The organism is Pseudomonas sp. ANT_H12B (genome assembly GCF_008369325.1).
In the GTDB taxonomy this organism is placed as follows: Bacteria; Pseudomonadota; Gammaproteobacteria; order Pseudomonadales; family Pseudomonadaceae; genus Aquipseudomonas.
On the sequence record NZ_VOBI01000007.1, the window covers coordinates 138,647 to 151,629 of the forward strand.

Genomic DNA, 12,983 nt, shown 5'->3' on the forward strand with positions numbered 1-12,983 from the left:
GACAAAACACAATGAGCGCCGCAGAGAAACTCGACTTCCACATCACACCTGGCGCCTGGTTCCGCCAGGACCTGCTCTATCCAGTGTTCGGCCTTAGCACCGAAGCTGTTCGTAAGTATCGCACCCGTGGCCTTTGGCTTGAGGGCAAGCACTGGCGCTACGACCCAGCCAACGTGATCGTCTACAACCGCGCGGCCATTGAGCGCTGGATGGAAGGGAAACCATGATCGACAAGATGCCGACAGGCGTTGAGATGAACGGCAAGCAGCTGCGCATTTGGTTCATCTTCAACGGCCAGCGGTGCCGGGAGCCATTGGAAGGGATCTCGAAAGTAAACAAGGCAGCGATCGCATATGCCGACAACAAACGCCGAACCATCCTCGCGGAGATCAAAGAAGGCCGTTTCGATTACGCGGCCCACTTCCCCACTTCACCAAGAGCCGCCATGTTCACCGGCACCGGCGGCCCTTCACTGAAGCGAACCGTGAAGGAAGGCATCGACCGATGGCTGGAGGTTCAACGTGCACTCAAAGCATCGAGCACGGTAGTTAACTATGTGAGCAAGGCTGTGCACGTCGAAAATAAGTTCGGCAAACGTCGAATCGTCGATATCAATAAAAGCGACATCGAGTTGTTTCAGGCGCAATTGCTCAAGCAAGGCCTGGCCCCAAAGACGGTGAACGATATCTTCACCGTCGTCCGTGGGGTTTGGGCCGATGCCTTTGGCGATGGAATTTTGAAAGCCAACCCGCTCGACAGGATCAGCAACGTAGGATCGGACGTCGACTTGGAACACGCGGATCCCTTCAGCCGCATCGAGATCGAGTTGATCGGTAAAGCAGATCCCATCCGGCGGACTGATGCCAGAATGATCGAGTTCAACTGCTGGGCCGGGCTGTCGCTGTCCGAAGTCATTGCGCTTGCCGTGGAAGATGTCGACCTTGATGCTGGCTTGGTGCACGTCCGGCGCGCACTGGTCGTTGGTGAATTCAAAGTCCCCAAAGAACGCTCCAGGGTGCGAGTCGTCGAACTGATAGACCCAGCTCTTGAATTGATGCGAGAGATTGTTGCCGCCGCCAATGAAGCGCCAACCGTCGATATTACGGTGATCCAGCGTGACAACATCACCTCAAAGAAGATGAAGGTTAGGTTTCTTTTTCGCAGCTCTACCAGTGGTTTGCTCTGGAGCGGGAAGACATTGAGCAACTGGTTTACCGCCCATCTGAAAAAAGCAGAAGTCCGCCACCGAGGCGCCAACCAATGTCGCCACACTTTCGCCAGCCAGATGCTGTCCAGCTATGTCCCGGTCGAATGGGTGGCCCGGCAGCTTGGACATGCCGACACAACAATGGTGAGAAAGCATTACGGGAGATGGATACCGAAGGACACCAAGAGCATGGCGGGTATCGTGTCGAAGATGTTGGGATTTAGAACCGACTGAACTCAGGCCCTAAAAAGGGCCTGTGTTGTATTCCAGCAGCAAATATCTAAGCCTGAAGAACCGCTATTACCTGATCTGCAGACATAGTACGACCTATCAATGTCGCTCTAATAGGCTCGAAGACTTGGTATTGGCGAGCATAGGTGCTGGCCATACGTGAATGGGAGTTTCGGTCGGCAACGTCTTTCATGGAGTTGAAACGGTCGAGATCGTTGACAAGAAACCTAGCGGCAGTTCTGTAACGACCCTCATTATTCCCATCAAATCCAGGGAATTCTATTGCTATTGCCGCTCTTGGAACGGCCGATTCAACAACAGCTTTCCCCTGCGCGTCCAGGCGATCAAAGCTTTCCTTCAGAAAATCGTACATATCCAACGCATCCACAACAGCAGTGACATGCGGAGGATTCTCGTCATTTTCATCTTTTATGTCATAAGCCCAATTAAGGACCCAGCAGTCATCTGAAGAAATTGCACTGGCGATGAGGTCAGGATTATAGCTGTCGGTAATTCCGAGCTTTTTATGGATATCACACAGCATTTGAAGAATCAGTTGCTCGGTAGCAGTAGGTTGCATTTCCTTGCTCCTATGCGCCTACGAAAAACCCTTTTAGATAAAGAGAAATCCAGGCGTCAGGATGATGCCAAATTGCCTCGCATACTGATAGTCATTGGCCACGGCGTGAACAGGCCTTAAGCGGCCTCTACAACGAGTTTTATGCCCTAAAAATGCCCTATTCAGAACATCAGAAACGAAAAAGCCCCTGTAATCTTCAACGATTACAGGGGCTTAGTCTTATTCAATAATGGCGGAGAGATAGGGATTCGAACCCTAGGTACCGGTGAAGGTACAACGGATTTCGAATCCGTCCCATTCGGCCACTCTGGCATCTCTCCAACGGCGCGCATCATAACAACACTTTTGCCGGAAGCGAACCCCCTAAGCGAAATTTTTCCGTGCTATCAGATGCTTGCGTCGATTAAAGCGGTACGCCCAGACGATTGGCCACTTCTTCGTAGGCTTCGATGACGTCACCGAGGCCCTGACGGAAGCGGTCTTTGTCCATTTTCTTGCCGGTGGCTTTGTCCCACAGGCGGCAGCCGTCCGGGCTGAACTCGTCGCCCAGGACGATTGTGCCGTCGGAGAAAACGCCGAATTCGAGTTTGAAGTCGACCAGCAGCAGGCCGGCGTCGTCGAACAGTTTGCTCAGGACTTCATTGACCTTGAGCGACAGTTCTTTCATGCGAACCAGTTGCTCGGCGGTGCCCCAACCGAACGCCACGACGTGGGATTCGTTGATGAACGGGTCGCCCTTGGCATCGTCCTTCAGGAACAGTTCGAAGGTGTAAGGGTTGAGCTTCATGCCCTCTTCGACGCCCAGGCGCTTGACCAGGCTGCCGGCGGCGTAGTTACGCACGACGCATTCGACCGGGATCATGTCGAGCTTCTTCACCAGGCATTCATTGTCGCCCAGCAGTTTGTCGAATTGGGTCGGCACGCCGGCTGCTTCGAGTTTCTGCATGATGAAGGCGTTGAACTTGTTGTTCACCATGCCTTTGCGGTCGAGCTGCTCAATGCGCTTGCCGTCGAACGCCGAAGTGTCGTTGCGAAACAGCAGGATCAAGCGGTCAGCGTCGTCGGTCTTGAAAACCGATTTGGCTTTGCCGCGGTAGAGTTCTTCACGTTTTTCCATGATGGGCTCCGCTTGCTAAGTAGGTGGGCTAGGCGATATGTCGCCAGTCGAGCCCTGAATCTTGATCGGCCAGTTGCAGCCAGTCGGGGTCGCACCCGAGGGTGTCGACAAAACATTGCCGGGCCAGCTGCGGCAGGTTGTTCTTGCTGCTCAGATGGGCCAGGACCAGGTGTTGCAGGCCTTGCCAGCCCAACTCGGACACCAGGAATGCCGCCTGATGGTTGTTCAAATGCCCCAGCTCACCGCCTACCCGTTGCTTGAGAAAGTACGGGTAGTGACCGCGAGCCAGCATGTCACGGCAATGGTTGGACTCGATCATCAACGCATCGAGGTCCCGATAGCCGTCCAGCACCTTGTTGCAATACGAACCCAGGTCGGTCAACAGGCCGAAACGCCGCTCACCGTCACTGAAGACGTATTGCGTCGGTTCCTGTGCATCATGGGCCACGGTAATGACGCCGATGCTCAGTGCCCCGATCTGCAGTTGCTCGCCGCCGGCCAGAAAGCCAGCCGGTTCAATTGGTTTGCGCATCCCGCGCAGGGTACCGCGACTGAGGTAGACAGGCAGATTGTAGCGCCGAGACAGTAAACCCACGCCATGCACGTGATCGGCATGTTCGTGGGTCACGAGTATCGCGCTCAGCTGCGCAGGGTTTACACCCAGGCGCAGCAGGCGTTTTTCGGTTTCCCGCAGGGAGAAACCACAATCCACCAACACATACGTGTCAGCGCTGGCTATCAGCGTGCCGTTCCCTTGGCTACCGCTGCCGAGAACGGCAAAACGCATGTGATCAACCCAGGTTGTCCTGAATCACGCTCAACACTTTGCGCGCCACTTCTGCCGGCGCCACGGTGTTGATGTTTTTCTCGACGGTGACCTGGACGCTATCGCCCACTTTGCTCAGGCGAACCTGATAACGCTCGGCGCGGGCTTCAACTTCTTCCTTGTTCGGCGCACTGCCAAACAGGCTGCTGAAGAAACCTGGCTTCTCGTCTTTCTTCTCGGCTTTTTCGGAGAGGTTGATGTAGTACAGGCCCAGGCTGCGGTTGATGTCTTCAACACGCCACTCGCCCTGTTCCAGTGCACGACCGACGCTCGACCATGCACGATCCAGATCGGTACCGACGTTCAGAACCGGATTGCCGCTGCCGTCTTCGCTCAGGCTGACACGACTTGGCGTATCGGAATCACGCGAGGCCAGCATGGAGACCGAACCGCCCTTCTCCGAAATGCGGCTCATGCTCGCGAGCATGTCGTCGACCAGTGCCGCGTCCAGGCCAGTGTTGACCGAACGGTTGGTGAAGGCCACATCGGAGGTACTACCGGCAGGTCGCTCGGCAGTGACCACATACACTTCGCTGGTGTTGCGTTGCACACCCGGCTCGATACGTACTCGAGCGCGGATTTCGCTGTCAGTGCTGACACCGGCTGCGCTCAGGCGCTTGGCCATCGCGGCGGACAGTTCTTCGGAATGCTGCCAGGTCGTAGTGAATTCGCCGGTTTGCGGGCGCTGTTCGTCCAGACGAAAACCGTTGTCCTGGAAGAACTGCACAGCCACTGGCCAGACTTCGGCTGGTGGGTTCTGGGCGACGATCCAGCGCGAGTCACCGGTCTTCTGCAGGGAGTAGGCGCTGACTTCCGCACCTGCGGACAGCGGTTGAGGACGAGGCACGATGTATTCGCCCTTGGCGGTGTCATCGGCCACGTTGCGCGGAATCGGCAACAGCGGATCCAGTCGTTTAGCGGTGCTGACGTCTGTTGGCAGTTGCATCGGTGCAGTCTGTTGCGCTTCCAGGTAATCGCTACCACGGTCACGGAAGTAACCTTCCGGGCCCCAGACCCATCCGCAGCCACTGGTGCTGGAGATAATCAAGGCAAGTGCGGAAAGTCCGGCCAATCGCTTCATGCGTAGTGCTTCCTCAATTAAACCAGGACGCCGGACTGGCGCATGGCCTGCCGCAGCGGTTCGTGACAGGCAGCGCTGAGCCAGGTGAGCGGCAGACGGATACCGTCCGGCATCAAGCCCATTTCATGCAATGCCCATTTCACGGGAATAGGGTTGGATTCGATAAACAGGGTTTTATTGAGCGGCATCAGCTTTTCGTGAATCGCGCGGGCCGTGACGGCGTCGCCCTTCAGAGCAGCGTTGCACAGGTCGGCCATGTCACGCGGGGCAACGTTGGCGGTCACCGAAATGTTGCCTTTGCCGCCGAGCAGGATCAGCTCGACTGCAGTGGCGTCGTCACCGGAGATCACCAGGAAGTCTTTGCTGACGGCATCGATAATGGCCTTGGCGCGGCCCAGGTCGCCAGTGGCTTCCTTGATACCGATGATGTTTTTTACGGTCGACAGGCGGATAACGGTGTCGGCGAGCATGTCGCATGCTGTACGGCCAGGCACGTTATAAAGGATCTGCGGGATGTCGACGGCTTCGGCGATGGCCTTGAAGTGCTGGTACAAGCCTTCCTGGGTCGGCTTGTTGTAGTACGGCGTCACCAGCAGGCAAGCATCGGCTCCGGCGATCTTCGCATTGCTGGTCAGTTCGATGGCTTCGCGCGTCGAGTTGGCGCCGGTACCGGCGATCACCGGGATGCGCCCTGCAACCTGCTTCACCACGTAACGAATCACTTCGATGTGCTCGTTCACGTCAAGAGTGGCCGATTCACCTGTTGTGCCGACGGCCACGATAGCGTGGGTGCCGTTTTGCAGGTGAAAGTCCACCAGTTTGCTCAGGCTGTCCCAGTCGAGACGACCTTGTGCATCCATGGGTGTGACCAGTGCCACCATACTGCCCGCAATCATGCAACCGCTCCTGCCGGAAAAAGAGAGCGGTAATGGTACTGGCGCCAAGATGCTTGTACAAGCGAAGTACTGCGCTGCTGCCATTCCCCTTGGCGCTGCTTTTCGCTACCCTTCAGACTTTGATCGGTACTGATAAGCTCGTACGTCGGGTTCCAGCCTCCATTTTCGGCATCACAAGCCCCGATCCAGCGTTGCCACCCCTCGCTCCTGCCACTCTGGAGCACGTAGCAACCTTGCGGCTCGGGCTTTCTGAATTCGCATCCGCAGGCTCGCTCCCGGTAAAAAAAGCCCATAGAAGTATCGACCGCTCATCGCTTTAGGAATGCTGCATGTCCACCCCCACAGTTCGCGAACAATTCCTTGTCATCAGTGCCCTCGGCGCCAACCCCATGGAGCTGACTAACGTCCTGTGCCGCGCCAGCCATGAAAACCGCTGCGCCGTGGTCACCTCTCGCCTGACGCGTCATGGCGAGTGCAGTGCGCTGATCCTCGAGATCTCCGGTAGCTGGGACGCCTTGGCGCGCCTTGAAGGCAGCCTGTCGGGCCTCGCCAAGAAGCACGCCTTCACCGTCAATGTGGTGCGCAGCGCGGCGCTGGAGAATCGTCCCCAGGCCCTGCCATACGTCGCCTATGTCAGCTCAGCCTACCGCTCGGACATCATCAACGAGCTGTGCCAGTTCTTCATGGACCACAACGTCGAGCTGGAGAACCTGACCTGCGACACCTATCAGGCTCCGCAAACCGGCGGCACCATGCTCAACGCCACATTCACCGTGACCTTGCCGGCCGGTGTGCAAATCAGTTGGTTGCGTGATCAGTTCCTGGATTTCGCCGATGCGCTGAACCTGGATGCGCTGATCGAACCGTGGCGCCCACAAAACCCAATGTAAGGAAGCTTTAATGGCCGTTGCTATCGACCAACCGGTTGCCGACTTCGAAGCACCCGCCACCAGCGGGCAGACCGTCAGCCTCGCGGGCCTTAAGGGCAAGCAGGTGGTGATCTACTTTTACCCGAAAGACAGCACGCCGGGTTGCACCACGCAGGGTCAGGGCTTTCGTGACCAGCTCGACGCCTTTAAAGCCGCCAACACCGAAGTCTTCGGTGTGTCGCGTGACAGCTTGAAATCCCATGAGAACTTCAAGGCCAAGCAGGCGTTCACCTTCGAGCTGATCAGCGACAAGGAAGAAGCGCTTTGCCAGTTGTTTGATGTGATCAAGCTGAAGAAGCTTTATGGCAAGGAATACATGGGTGTTGATCGCAGCACGTTCCTGATTGATAAGGACGGTGTGCTGCGTCAGGAATGGCGCGGTGTGAAGGTGCCGGGGCATGTGGATGCGGTTTTGGCTGCAGCTCAGGCGTTGAACAAGGCCTGATCATTCGGCGTCTGTTCAGACGCCTTCGCGGGCAAGCCCGCTCCCACAGGGACCGCATTAATCCTGTGGGGGCGGGCTTGCCCGCGAAGAGGCCATAGACCTCACTGATGAATCAGAGCAGACAATTAAAGCAGCGGCGCCACCACCGGCTCCTTGCGCGGCCACGCATCCAGCACAGCCTTAAACAGGGTGGCTAGCGGAATCGCAAAGAACACGCCCCAGAAGCCCCACAACCCGCCAAACAACAGCACCGCGCAGATGATCGCCACCGGGTGCAGATTGACCGCTTCCGAGAACAACAGCGGCACCAGTACGTTGCCGTCCAGCGTCTGGATGATTCCGTAGACCGCCATCAAATAGATGAACTGATCGCTCCAGCCCCACTGGAACAGCGCAATCAGCAGCACCGGCACGGTCACCACCACGGCCCCGACGTAAGGCACCACCACCGAAATCCCCACCAGCAAGGCCAGCAGCGCCGAGTAGTTAAGCCCCAGGGAGACGAAAGCGATGTAGGTCACGCCACCGCAAATGAAGATCTCGATGACCTTGCCGCGAATGTAATTGGCGATCTGTCGGTTCATCTCCTGGGCGACGCGGGTGATCAACGCCCGCTCCCGGGGCAGGTAACCGCGCACCCACTGGCCGATCATTTCCCGGTCCTTGAGAAAGAAGAACACCAGGATCGGCACCAACACCAGGTAGATCATGATGTTCACCAGCAACGGCAAACTCGACAGCGAGAATGTCAGCGCCCACTGGCCGAACTTGCCGATCTCGCCCCGCGCCACTTCGATGGCCTGCAGCACCTGCTCGTCGGATACCAGATGCGGATAACGCTCGGGCAGCAGCAATAACAGTGATTGCCACTTGGCGAGCATGCCAGGCAACTCGTTGAACAGTGTGATCAGCTGATGCCAGAGCAATGGCACCACGACCAGGATGAACACCAGCAAAAGCCCCATGAACAAGGCGAAAACCAACCCCACCGCCGCGCCGCCCGGTACGCGCAGGCGTTCGAGGGTCACCACCAGTCCTTGCATCAGATACGCCAGCACCATCCCTGCGAGCACCGGCGCGAGCATGCCGCCCAGTGTCAGCACGGCGGTAAACGCCAGAAACAGCAGGACCGCCAGTACCACGGCTTCTTCATCGGAGAAGTAGCGCTGAATCCAGTCGCGTAACACCTTGAACATCAATAATCCTTAAAAATGAACGCAGCAGATTTCAGGCTTTTTTCAACCAGTAGCGGTAAACGCCCGCTTCATCTTCTTCACGAAGCAGGGTATGACCGGCCAATCGGGCAAAGGTGCGGAAATCGCGTTGTGAGCCCGCATCGGTGGCAATTACCTTGAGTACCGCGCCGCTGGCCAGCCGATTGAGCTCCAGCTTGGCCTTGAGTAGCGGCAAAGGGCAATTCAGGCCGCTGGCGTCGAGTTCGGCGTCATGGGCTACAGCGTCGGTCATTGCATCACTCCGGAGTCAGGTGGTTGAGCGGCTTAGAATATCTGGTCCCAAGCTTAGTGTCCGGCTACAGTAAGGTCTTTGTCGACTAAGGCTTTGTGCATGACTTTTCTGCGCCCTACCCTACTGACGCTCGCTTGCCTGCTTGCCTCACCAGGCTTCGCCGACGACCTGCCGTCACTCGGCGACGCCAGTTCTGCCATCGTATCGCCGCAACAGGAATATCAACTGGGCCGCGCCTGGCTGGCGCTGTTGCGCAGCCAGGTCTCGCAACTCAACGATCCGCAGCTCAAGGATTATGTCGAATCCAGCGTCTATCGGCTGGTCGAGACCAGCCAGGTCAATGACCGGCGCCTGGAGTTCATCCTGATCAACAGCCCGCAGCTCAACGCCTTTGCGGCGCCAGGCGGGATTGTCGGGGTCAACGGTGGTTTGTTCCTCAATGCCCAGACCGAAGGCGAATATGCCTCGGTACTGGCTCACGAATTGGCTCACTTGTCACAACGCCACTTTGCCCGTGGCGTGGAAGCCCAGCAGCGCATGCAAGTGCCGATGATGGCGGCGCTGTTGGCCGGCATCGTGATTGCCGCAGCCGGTGCCGGCGATGCCGGGATCGCGGCCATTGCCGGTACGCAGGCGGCGGCGATCCAGGAACAACGACGCTTCTCTCGCCAGAACGAACAGGAAGCCGACCGCATCGGCATCCTCAATCTGGAAAAGGCCGGTTACGACCCGCGCTCGATGCCGACCATGTTCGAGCGGTTGGCCCGTCAATACCGCTTTGACGCCAAGCCCCCGGAATTTCTGCTGACTCACCCGGTGACCGAATCGCGGATCGCCGACACCCGCAACCGTGCCGAGCAAGCCAAAGCGGGCGGTATCGAAGACACCGTGCGTTATCAGCTGATTCGAGCACGGGTCCAGTTGCTCTATGAAGAAACCCCTGGCCTGGGTGCCAAACGCTTTCGCGCCCAGCTTGATGAAAACCCGAAAAGCGATGTCGCGCGCTATGGCCTGGCGATCGCCCAGATCAAGGGCGGTCAGTTGAACGAAGCACGGGAAAACCTCAAGTTGCTGCTGGCCAAGTCGCCGAACGAGATCATTTACAACCTGGCTCAGGTCGATCTGGACATCACCAACAATCGTCTGCCGGATGCCCAGACCAGGGTTGACCGCATGCTGACGCAGTTTCCGGGCAACTATCCGCTGAATTCGGTGCGCGTCGACCTGCTGCTCAAGCAGAACCGTGCGCCCGAAGCGGAAAAAGCGCTGGAGAATCTACTCAAGAGCCGTCCGGATGATCCGGATGTCTGGTACATGGTGGCCGAAACCCGTGGTCTGTCGGGCAACATCATCGGCCTGCATCAGGCCCGCGCCGAGTACTTTGCGTTGGTCGGGGACTACCGTCAGGCCATTCAGCAACTGGACTTCGCCAAGCGCAAGGCCGGCACCAACTTCCCGCTGTCGTCGCGGATCGACGCACGGCAACGAGAGCTGATGGAACAGGAACGCATGGTCAAGGACATGATGGGCTGACACTTTTCAGCAGGCACAAAAAAACCGCCTCTTTCGAGGCGGTTTTTTATTCAGCCAACAACCGGTTTATTCAGCCAGTTTGAAGGTGATGAAGCTGGCGCGACCTTGACGCAGAACCCGCATCGACACCGAGCGATTCTTCGGCAGCGCCTTGGCGATATCCGTGAACTCCTTGGTGGAGCCAATCGCTTGATTGTTCAGGTGAGTGATCACATCACCTGGCTGCAAGCCGATCAGAGAAGCAGGACCTTCCTGGACTTCCTTGATGACAACGCCGCCTTTGAGGTCATAGGTTTTCTTCTGTTCATCGGTCAGCTCGGCCACGGAAACACCCAGGCGATTGCTGCTGCGCTCGGCACTGGATTTTGGCAGGGAGTCCAGCTCTTTGCCTTCTTCAGGGATGGCGCCGACAGTCAGCTCGACATGCTTGCGCTTGCCTTCACGAATCACTTCCAGATCAGCTTTCGAGCCAGCCTTCAGTGCGCCCACCAGGTGCGGCAGATCGGCGGACATGACGATCGGTTGACCGTTCATGCTCAGGATCACGTCGCCCACTTGCAGACCCCCCTTGGCAGCCGGGCCGTCATCCTGGATCTGAGCCACCAGCGCACCGGCCGGCTTCTCCAGACCGAACGACTCGGCCAAGTCCTTGTTCACTTCCTGAATCACTACGCCCAACCAGCCACGGCTGACTTTGCCGCCGCTTTTCAGCTGATTGGAAACGTCCATGGCGACATCGATCGGGATCGCGAAGGAGACGCCCATGAAGCCGCCGGAACGGGTGTAGATCTGTGAGTTGATCCCGACCACTTCACCCGCCAGGTTGAACAGCGGACCACCGGAGTTACCCGGGTTGATCGGCACGTCGGTCTGAATGAACGGCACATAGTTTTCGTTCGGCAGGCTGCGACCAATGGCGCTGACGATGCCTTGGGTCACGGTATGGTCGAAACCGAATGGCGAGCCGATTGCCACAACCCATTGGCCGGCCTTCAGGTCCTGGGATTTGCCGAGCTTGAGGACCGGCAGGTCTTTGCCTTCGATTTTCAGCAGCGCCACGTCGGAACGCGGATCGGTGCCAACCAGTTTGGCTTTCAATTCGCTGCGGTCGGCGAGACGAACGAGAATTTCGTCGGCATCGGCGATCACATGGTTGTTGGTCAAGATGTAGCCATCAGACGAGATGATGAAACCCGAACCCAGGGATTGGGCTTCACGCTGACGATCACCGCGGGGCGTACGCGGCTGTGGCGGCATCCCGCGCTCGAAGAACTCGCGCAGCATCGGCGGCAAGCCTTCCAGGTCGGGCATCTGCTCGTTCACTTTGCGATCCGGCAGTTTCTGCGTAGTACTGATGTTCACCACGGCAGGAGAGGCCTGCTCAACCAGCTGCGTGAAGTCTGGCAATTCGACCGCTTGAGCGGTGACCGCCTGACCGAGCACCAGCACGGTGGCAAAAATGGAGAGATAAGATTTCAAACTGAGTATCGACATACAGCTCCCATTACGACGAGCAGGGTTAAGCGATATGGAGCAAAGAACACCGGGAACGACAGGCCGGCATTTTTGTTCCGGGAACAACGAACAAGGCCAGAGCCGAGAAGCTCTGACCTATAAAAAATTTTCGGGATATTTGCAAATGAAAATGCTCAGCAAACATTTCGACTTCTCGATGACGAGTTGAAAATGGCTGAAATCAGCTCACTGTTTGCTGGTTGCAGCGCCATCGTTACGCATGGACAGCGCGATCCGTTCGGCGGTACCGATGGGAATTTCACCGACCACGGTAACCATCACCTCGCCTTGAGGGGTGGTCAAGCGCCGGGATACTGCAACGGTTGGACCCAGCTGAGTGCGAGTATCGGTGACCGTTGCGCCATTCAACGGTTCGAGGAACACCGAGAAACGGGCCAGACCATCGTCGTACATCAGACTGTTGACCTGGGTTTTGGTCTCTGGATCCTTGCGCGAGGTACTGCTTGTCAGCTCAAAACCTGCTGGCAACCAGTCCGAATGCCAGGCCTGCGCAACCTTGGCTGCAGAAGCCTTGTCGCTGTCGAGGGCGACAGCTTTGCAATCAGGGCCTGCTTGCAAGTCGCTATCCGAAGGTACATCGACGGTATCCAGTTGCGTGAACTGGAAGCGTTCCAGCAGCTGTCCCTTTTCATTCAACAGCAATGATTTGAGAGGCAGGCCGGTTTCTTTATCGAGATGCAGTTCAAAACCGTAGCGATGCTGATCACGAGGTGTCAGTGAAACGATCACTGCCGCACGCCCAGCCACACGCGACTTGCCTACAACGACAAGGTTGTACCAATTCTTCAGCTTTTGTGGATCGAGTGCACGAGCAGTGGAGTTGGGGGAATCCCCAAGCCCCGCAATCAAGGTGCCGCTGACGCATTGAGTATGCCCATCAATGCGCACGACTTCCTGTGCTGAGCCGTCGAGCTGGAGTAAACGCTCGCGGACCTTGCCATCCTGGACGCGGTGCCAGATGTTATGGGTAGAAAAACTACCGTTACGCTCGTAGACGAAAGTACCGTGAAAGCTTTGCTGTTGCTCGGCTTGGCCCAGACGGGTCAACCAGTCCTGGGCTTCATCAGCATGGGCTGGAACAACAAACCAGCCACCGAGCAGAAGCGAAAGTAGAGGTATGGCGCGCATGATCCTC

The 12,983-nt window shown here is 57.3% G+C and carries 14 protein-coding genes and 1 tRNA gene; 5 read left to right on the forward strand and 10 right to left on the reverse strand.

Annotated elements, in window-relative coordinates; all coding sequences use genetic code 11:
- Positions 1-11 precede the first annotated feature (11 nt).
- Both xisR and FQ185_RS13190 read left to right on the forward strand, forming a co-directional pair.
- Positions 12-227: an excisionase family protein gene (xisR, locus tag FQ185_RS13185; RefSeq protein ID WP_008036021.1), complete on the forward strand. Its 216-nt coding sequence runs from the start codon at positions 12-14 to the stop codon at positions 225-227.
- The gene (locus FQ185_RS13190; protein WP_149417777.1) at positions 224-1,441 is read left to right on the forward strand and encodes an Arm DNA-binding domain-containing protein; all 1,218 of its coding nucleotides are present in this window, start codon (positions 224-226) and stop codon (positions 1,439-1,441) included. Before xisR ends, FQ185_RS13190 begins: the two co-directional genes overlap by 4 nt.
- Before the next feature lie 46 nt (positions 1,442-1,487).
- On the opposite strand, the gene FQ185_RS13195 is transcribed toward FQ185_RS13190, so the two are convergent.
- The 6 genes from FQ185_RS13195 to dapA form a co-directional block, all read right to left on the reverse strand.
- Positions 1,488-2,018: a YfbU family protein gene (locus FQ185_RS13195; RefSeq protein WP_149417778.1), complete on the reverse strand. Its 531-nt coding sequence runs from the start codon at positions 2,016-2,018 to the stop codon at positions 1,488-1,490.
- Between the two features lie 230 nt (positions 2,019-2,248).
- Positions 2,249-2,338 (reverse strand) — tRNA-Ser (locus FQ185_RS13200).
- A gap of 83 nt (positions 2,339-2,421) precedes the next feature.
- Entirely contained in the window at positions 2,422-3,135 is a 714-nt protein-coding gene (gene purC / locus FQ185_RS13205) for a phosphoribosylaminoimidazolesuccinocarboxamide synthase (RefSeq protein ID WP_149417779.1), read from the reverse strand.
- 28 nt (positions 3,136-3,163) lie between these two features.
- Complete coding sequence (locus FQ185_RS13210; protein WP_149417780.1) at positions 3,164-3,922, reverse strand: MBL fold metallo-hydrolase; 759 nt, start codon at positions 3,920-3,922, stop codon at positions 3,164-3,166.
- 4 nt (positions 3,923-3,926) lie between these two features.
- Complete coding sequence (gene bamC / locus FQ185_RS13215) at positions 3,927-5,042, reverse strand: outer membrane protein assembly factor BamC (protein ID WP_149417781.1); 1,116 nt, start codon at positions 5,040-5,042, stop codon at positions 3,927-3,929.
- A 17-nt stretch (positions 5,043-5,059) separates the two neighbouring features.
- The gene (gene dapA / locus FQ185_RS13220; protein WP_149417782.1) at positions 5,060-5,938 is read right to left on the reverse strand and encodes a 4-hydroxy-tetrahydrodipicolinate synthase; all 879 of its coding nucleotides are present in this window, start codon (positions 5,936-5,938) and stop codon (positions 5,060-5,062) included.
- Between the two features lie 329 nt (positions 5,939-6,267).
- On the opposite strand from dapA, the gene FQ185_RS13230 reads away from it, so the two are divergent.
- Both FQ185_RS13230 and FQ185_RS13235 read left to right on the forward strand, forming a co-directional pair.
- Positions 6,268-6,828 (forward strand): glycine cleavage system protein R, encoded by a 561-nt coding sequence (locus FQ185_RS13230; protein WP_109628402.1) that lies wholly within the window; start codon positions 6,268-6,270, stop codon positions 6,826-6,828.
- A 10-nt stretch (positions 6,829-6,838) separates the two neighbouring features.
- A complete protein-coding gene (locus FQ185_RS13235) occupies positions 6,839-7,312 on the forward strand; it encodes a peroxiredoxin (RefSeq protein ID WP_149417783.1) in 474 nt (157 codons plus the stop codon).
- Between the two features lie 125 nt (positions 7,313-7,437).
- Here FQ185_RS13235 and FQ185_RS13240 read toward each other — a convergent pair whose 3' ends face one another.
- Both FQ185_RS13240 and FQ185_RS13245 read right to left on the reverse strand, forming a co-directional pair.
- The gene (locus tag FQ185_RS13240; RefSeq protein WP_149417784.1) at positions 7,438-8,508 is read right to left on the reverse strand and encodes an AI-2E family transporter; all 1,071 of its coding nucleotides are present in this window, start codon (positions 8,506-8,508) and stop codon (positions 7,438-7,440) included.
- A 31-nt stretch (positions 8,509-8,539) separates the two neighbouring features.
- Positions 8,540-8,779, reverse strand: coding sequence for a sulfurtransferase TusA family protein (locus FQ185_RS13245; protein WP_020300476.1), 240 nt, complete (start codon positions 8,777-8,779; stop codon positions 8,540-8,542).
- A gap of 99 nt (positions 8,780-8,878) precedes the next feature.
- Here FQ185_RS13245 and FQ185_RS13250 point away from each other — a divergent pair, with 99 nt between their 5' ends.
- A complete protein-coding gene (locus FQ185_RS13250; protein ID WP_149417785.1) occupies positions 8,879-10,312 on the forward strand; it encodes a M48 family metalloprotease in 1,434 nt (477 codons plus the stop codon).
- Positions 10,313-10,378: 66 nt separating this feature from the next.
- Here the strand turns inward: FQ185_RS13250 and FQ185_RS13255 are convergent, their stop codons facing one another.
- Both FQ185_RS13255 and FQ185_RS13260 read right to left on the reverse strand, forming a co-directional pair.
- Positions 10,379-11,806: a DegQ family serine endoprotease gene (locus FQ185_RS13255; protein ID WP_149417786.1), complete on the reverse strand. Its 1,428-nt coding sequence runs from the start codon at positions 11,804-11,806 to the stop codon at positions 10,379-10,381.
- Between the two features lie 207 nt (positions 11,807-12,013).
- Positions 12,014-12,976 carry a MucB/RseB C-terminal domain-containing protein gene (locus FQ185_RS13260; RefSeq protein WP_149417787.1) on the reverse strand — a complete coding sequence of 321 codons (963 nt, stop codon included), beginning with the start codon at positions 12,974-12,976 and terminating at the stop codon, positions 12,014-12,016.
- Positions 12,977-12,983: the final 7 nt, after the last annotated feature.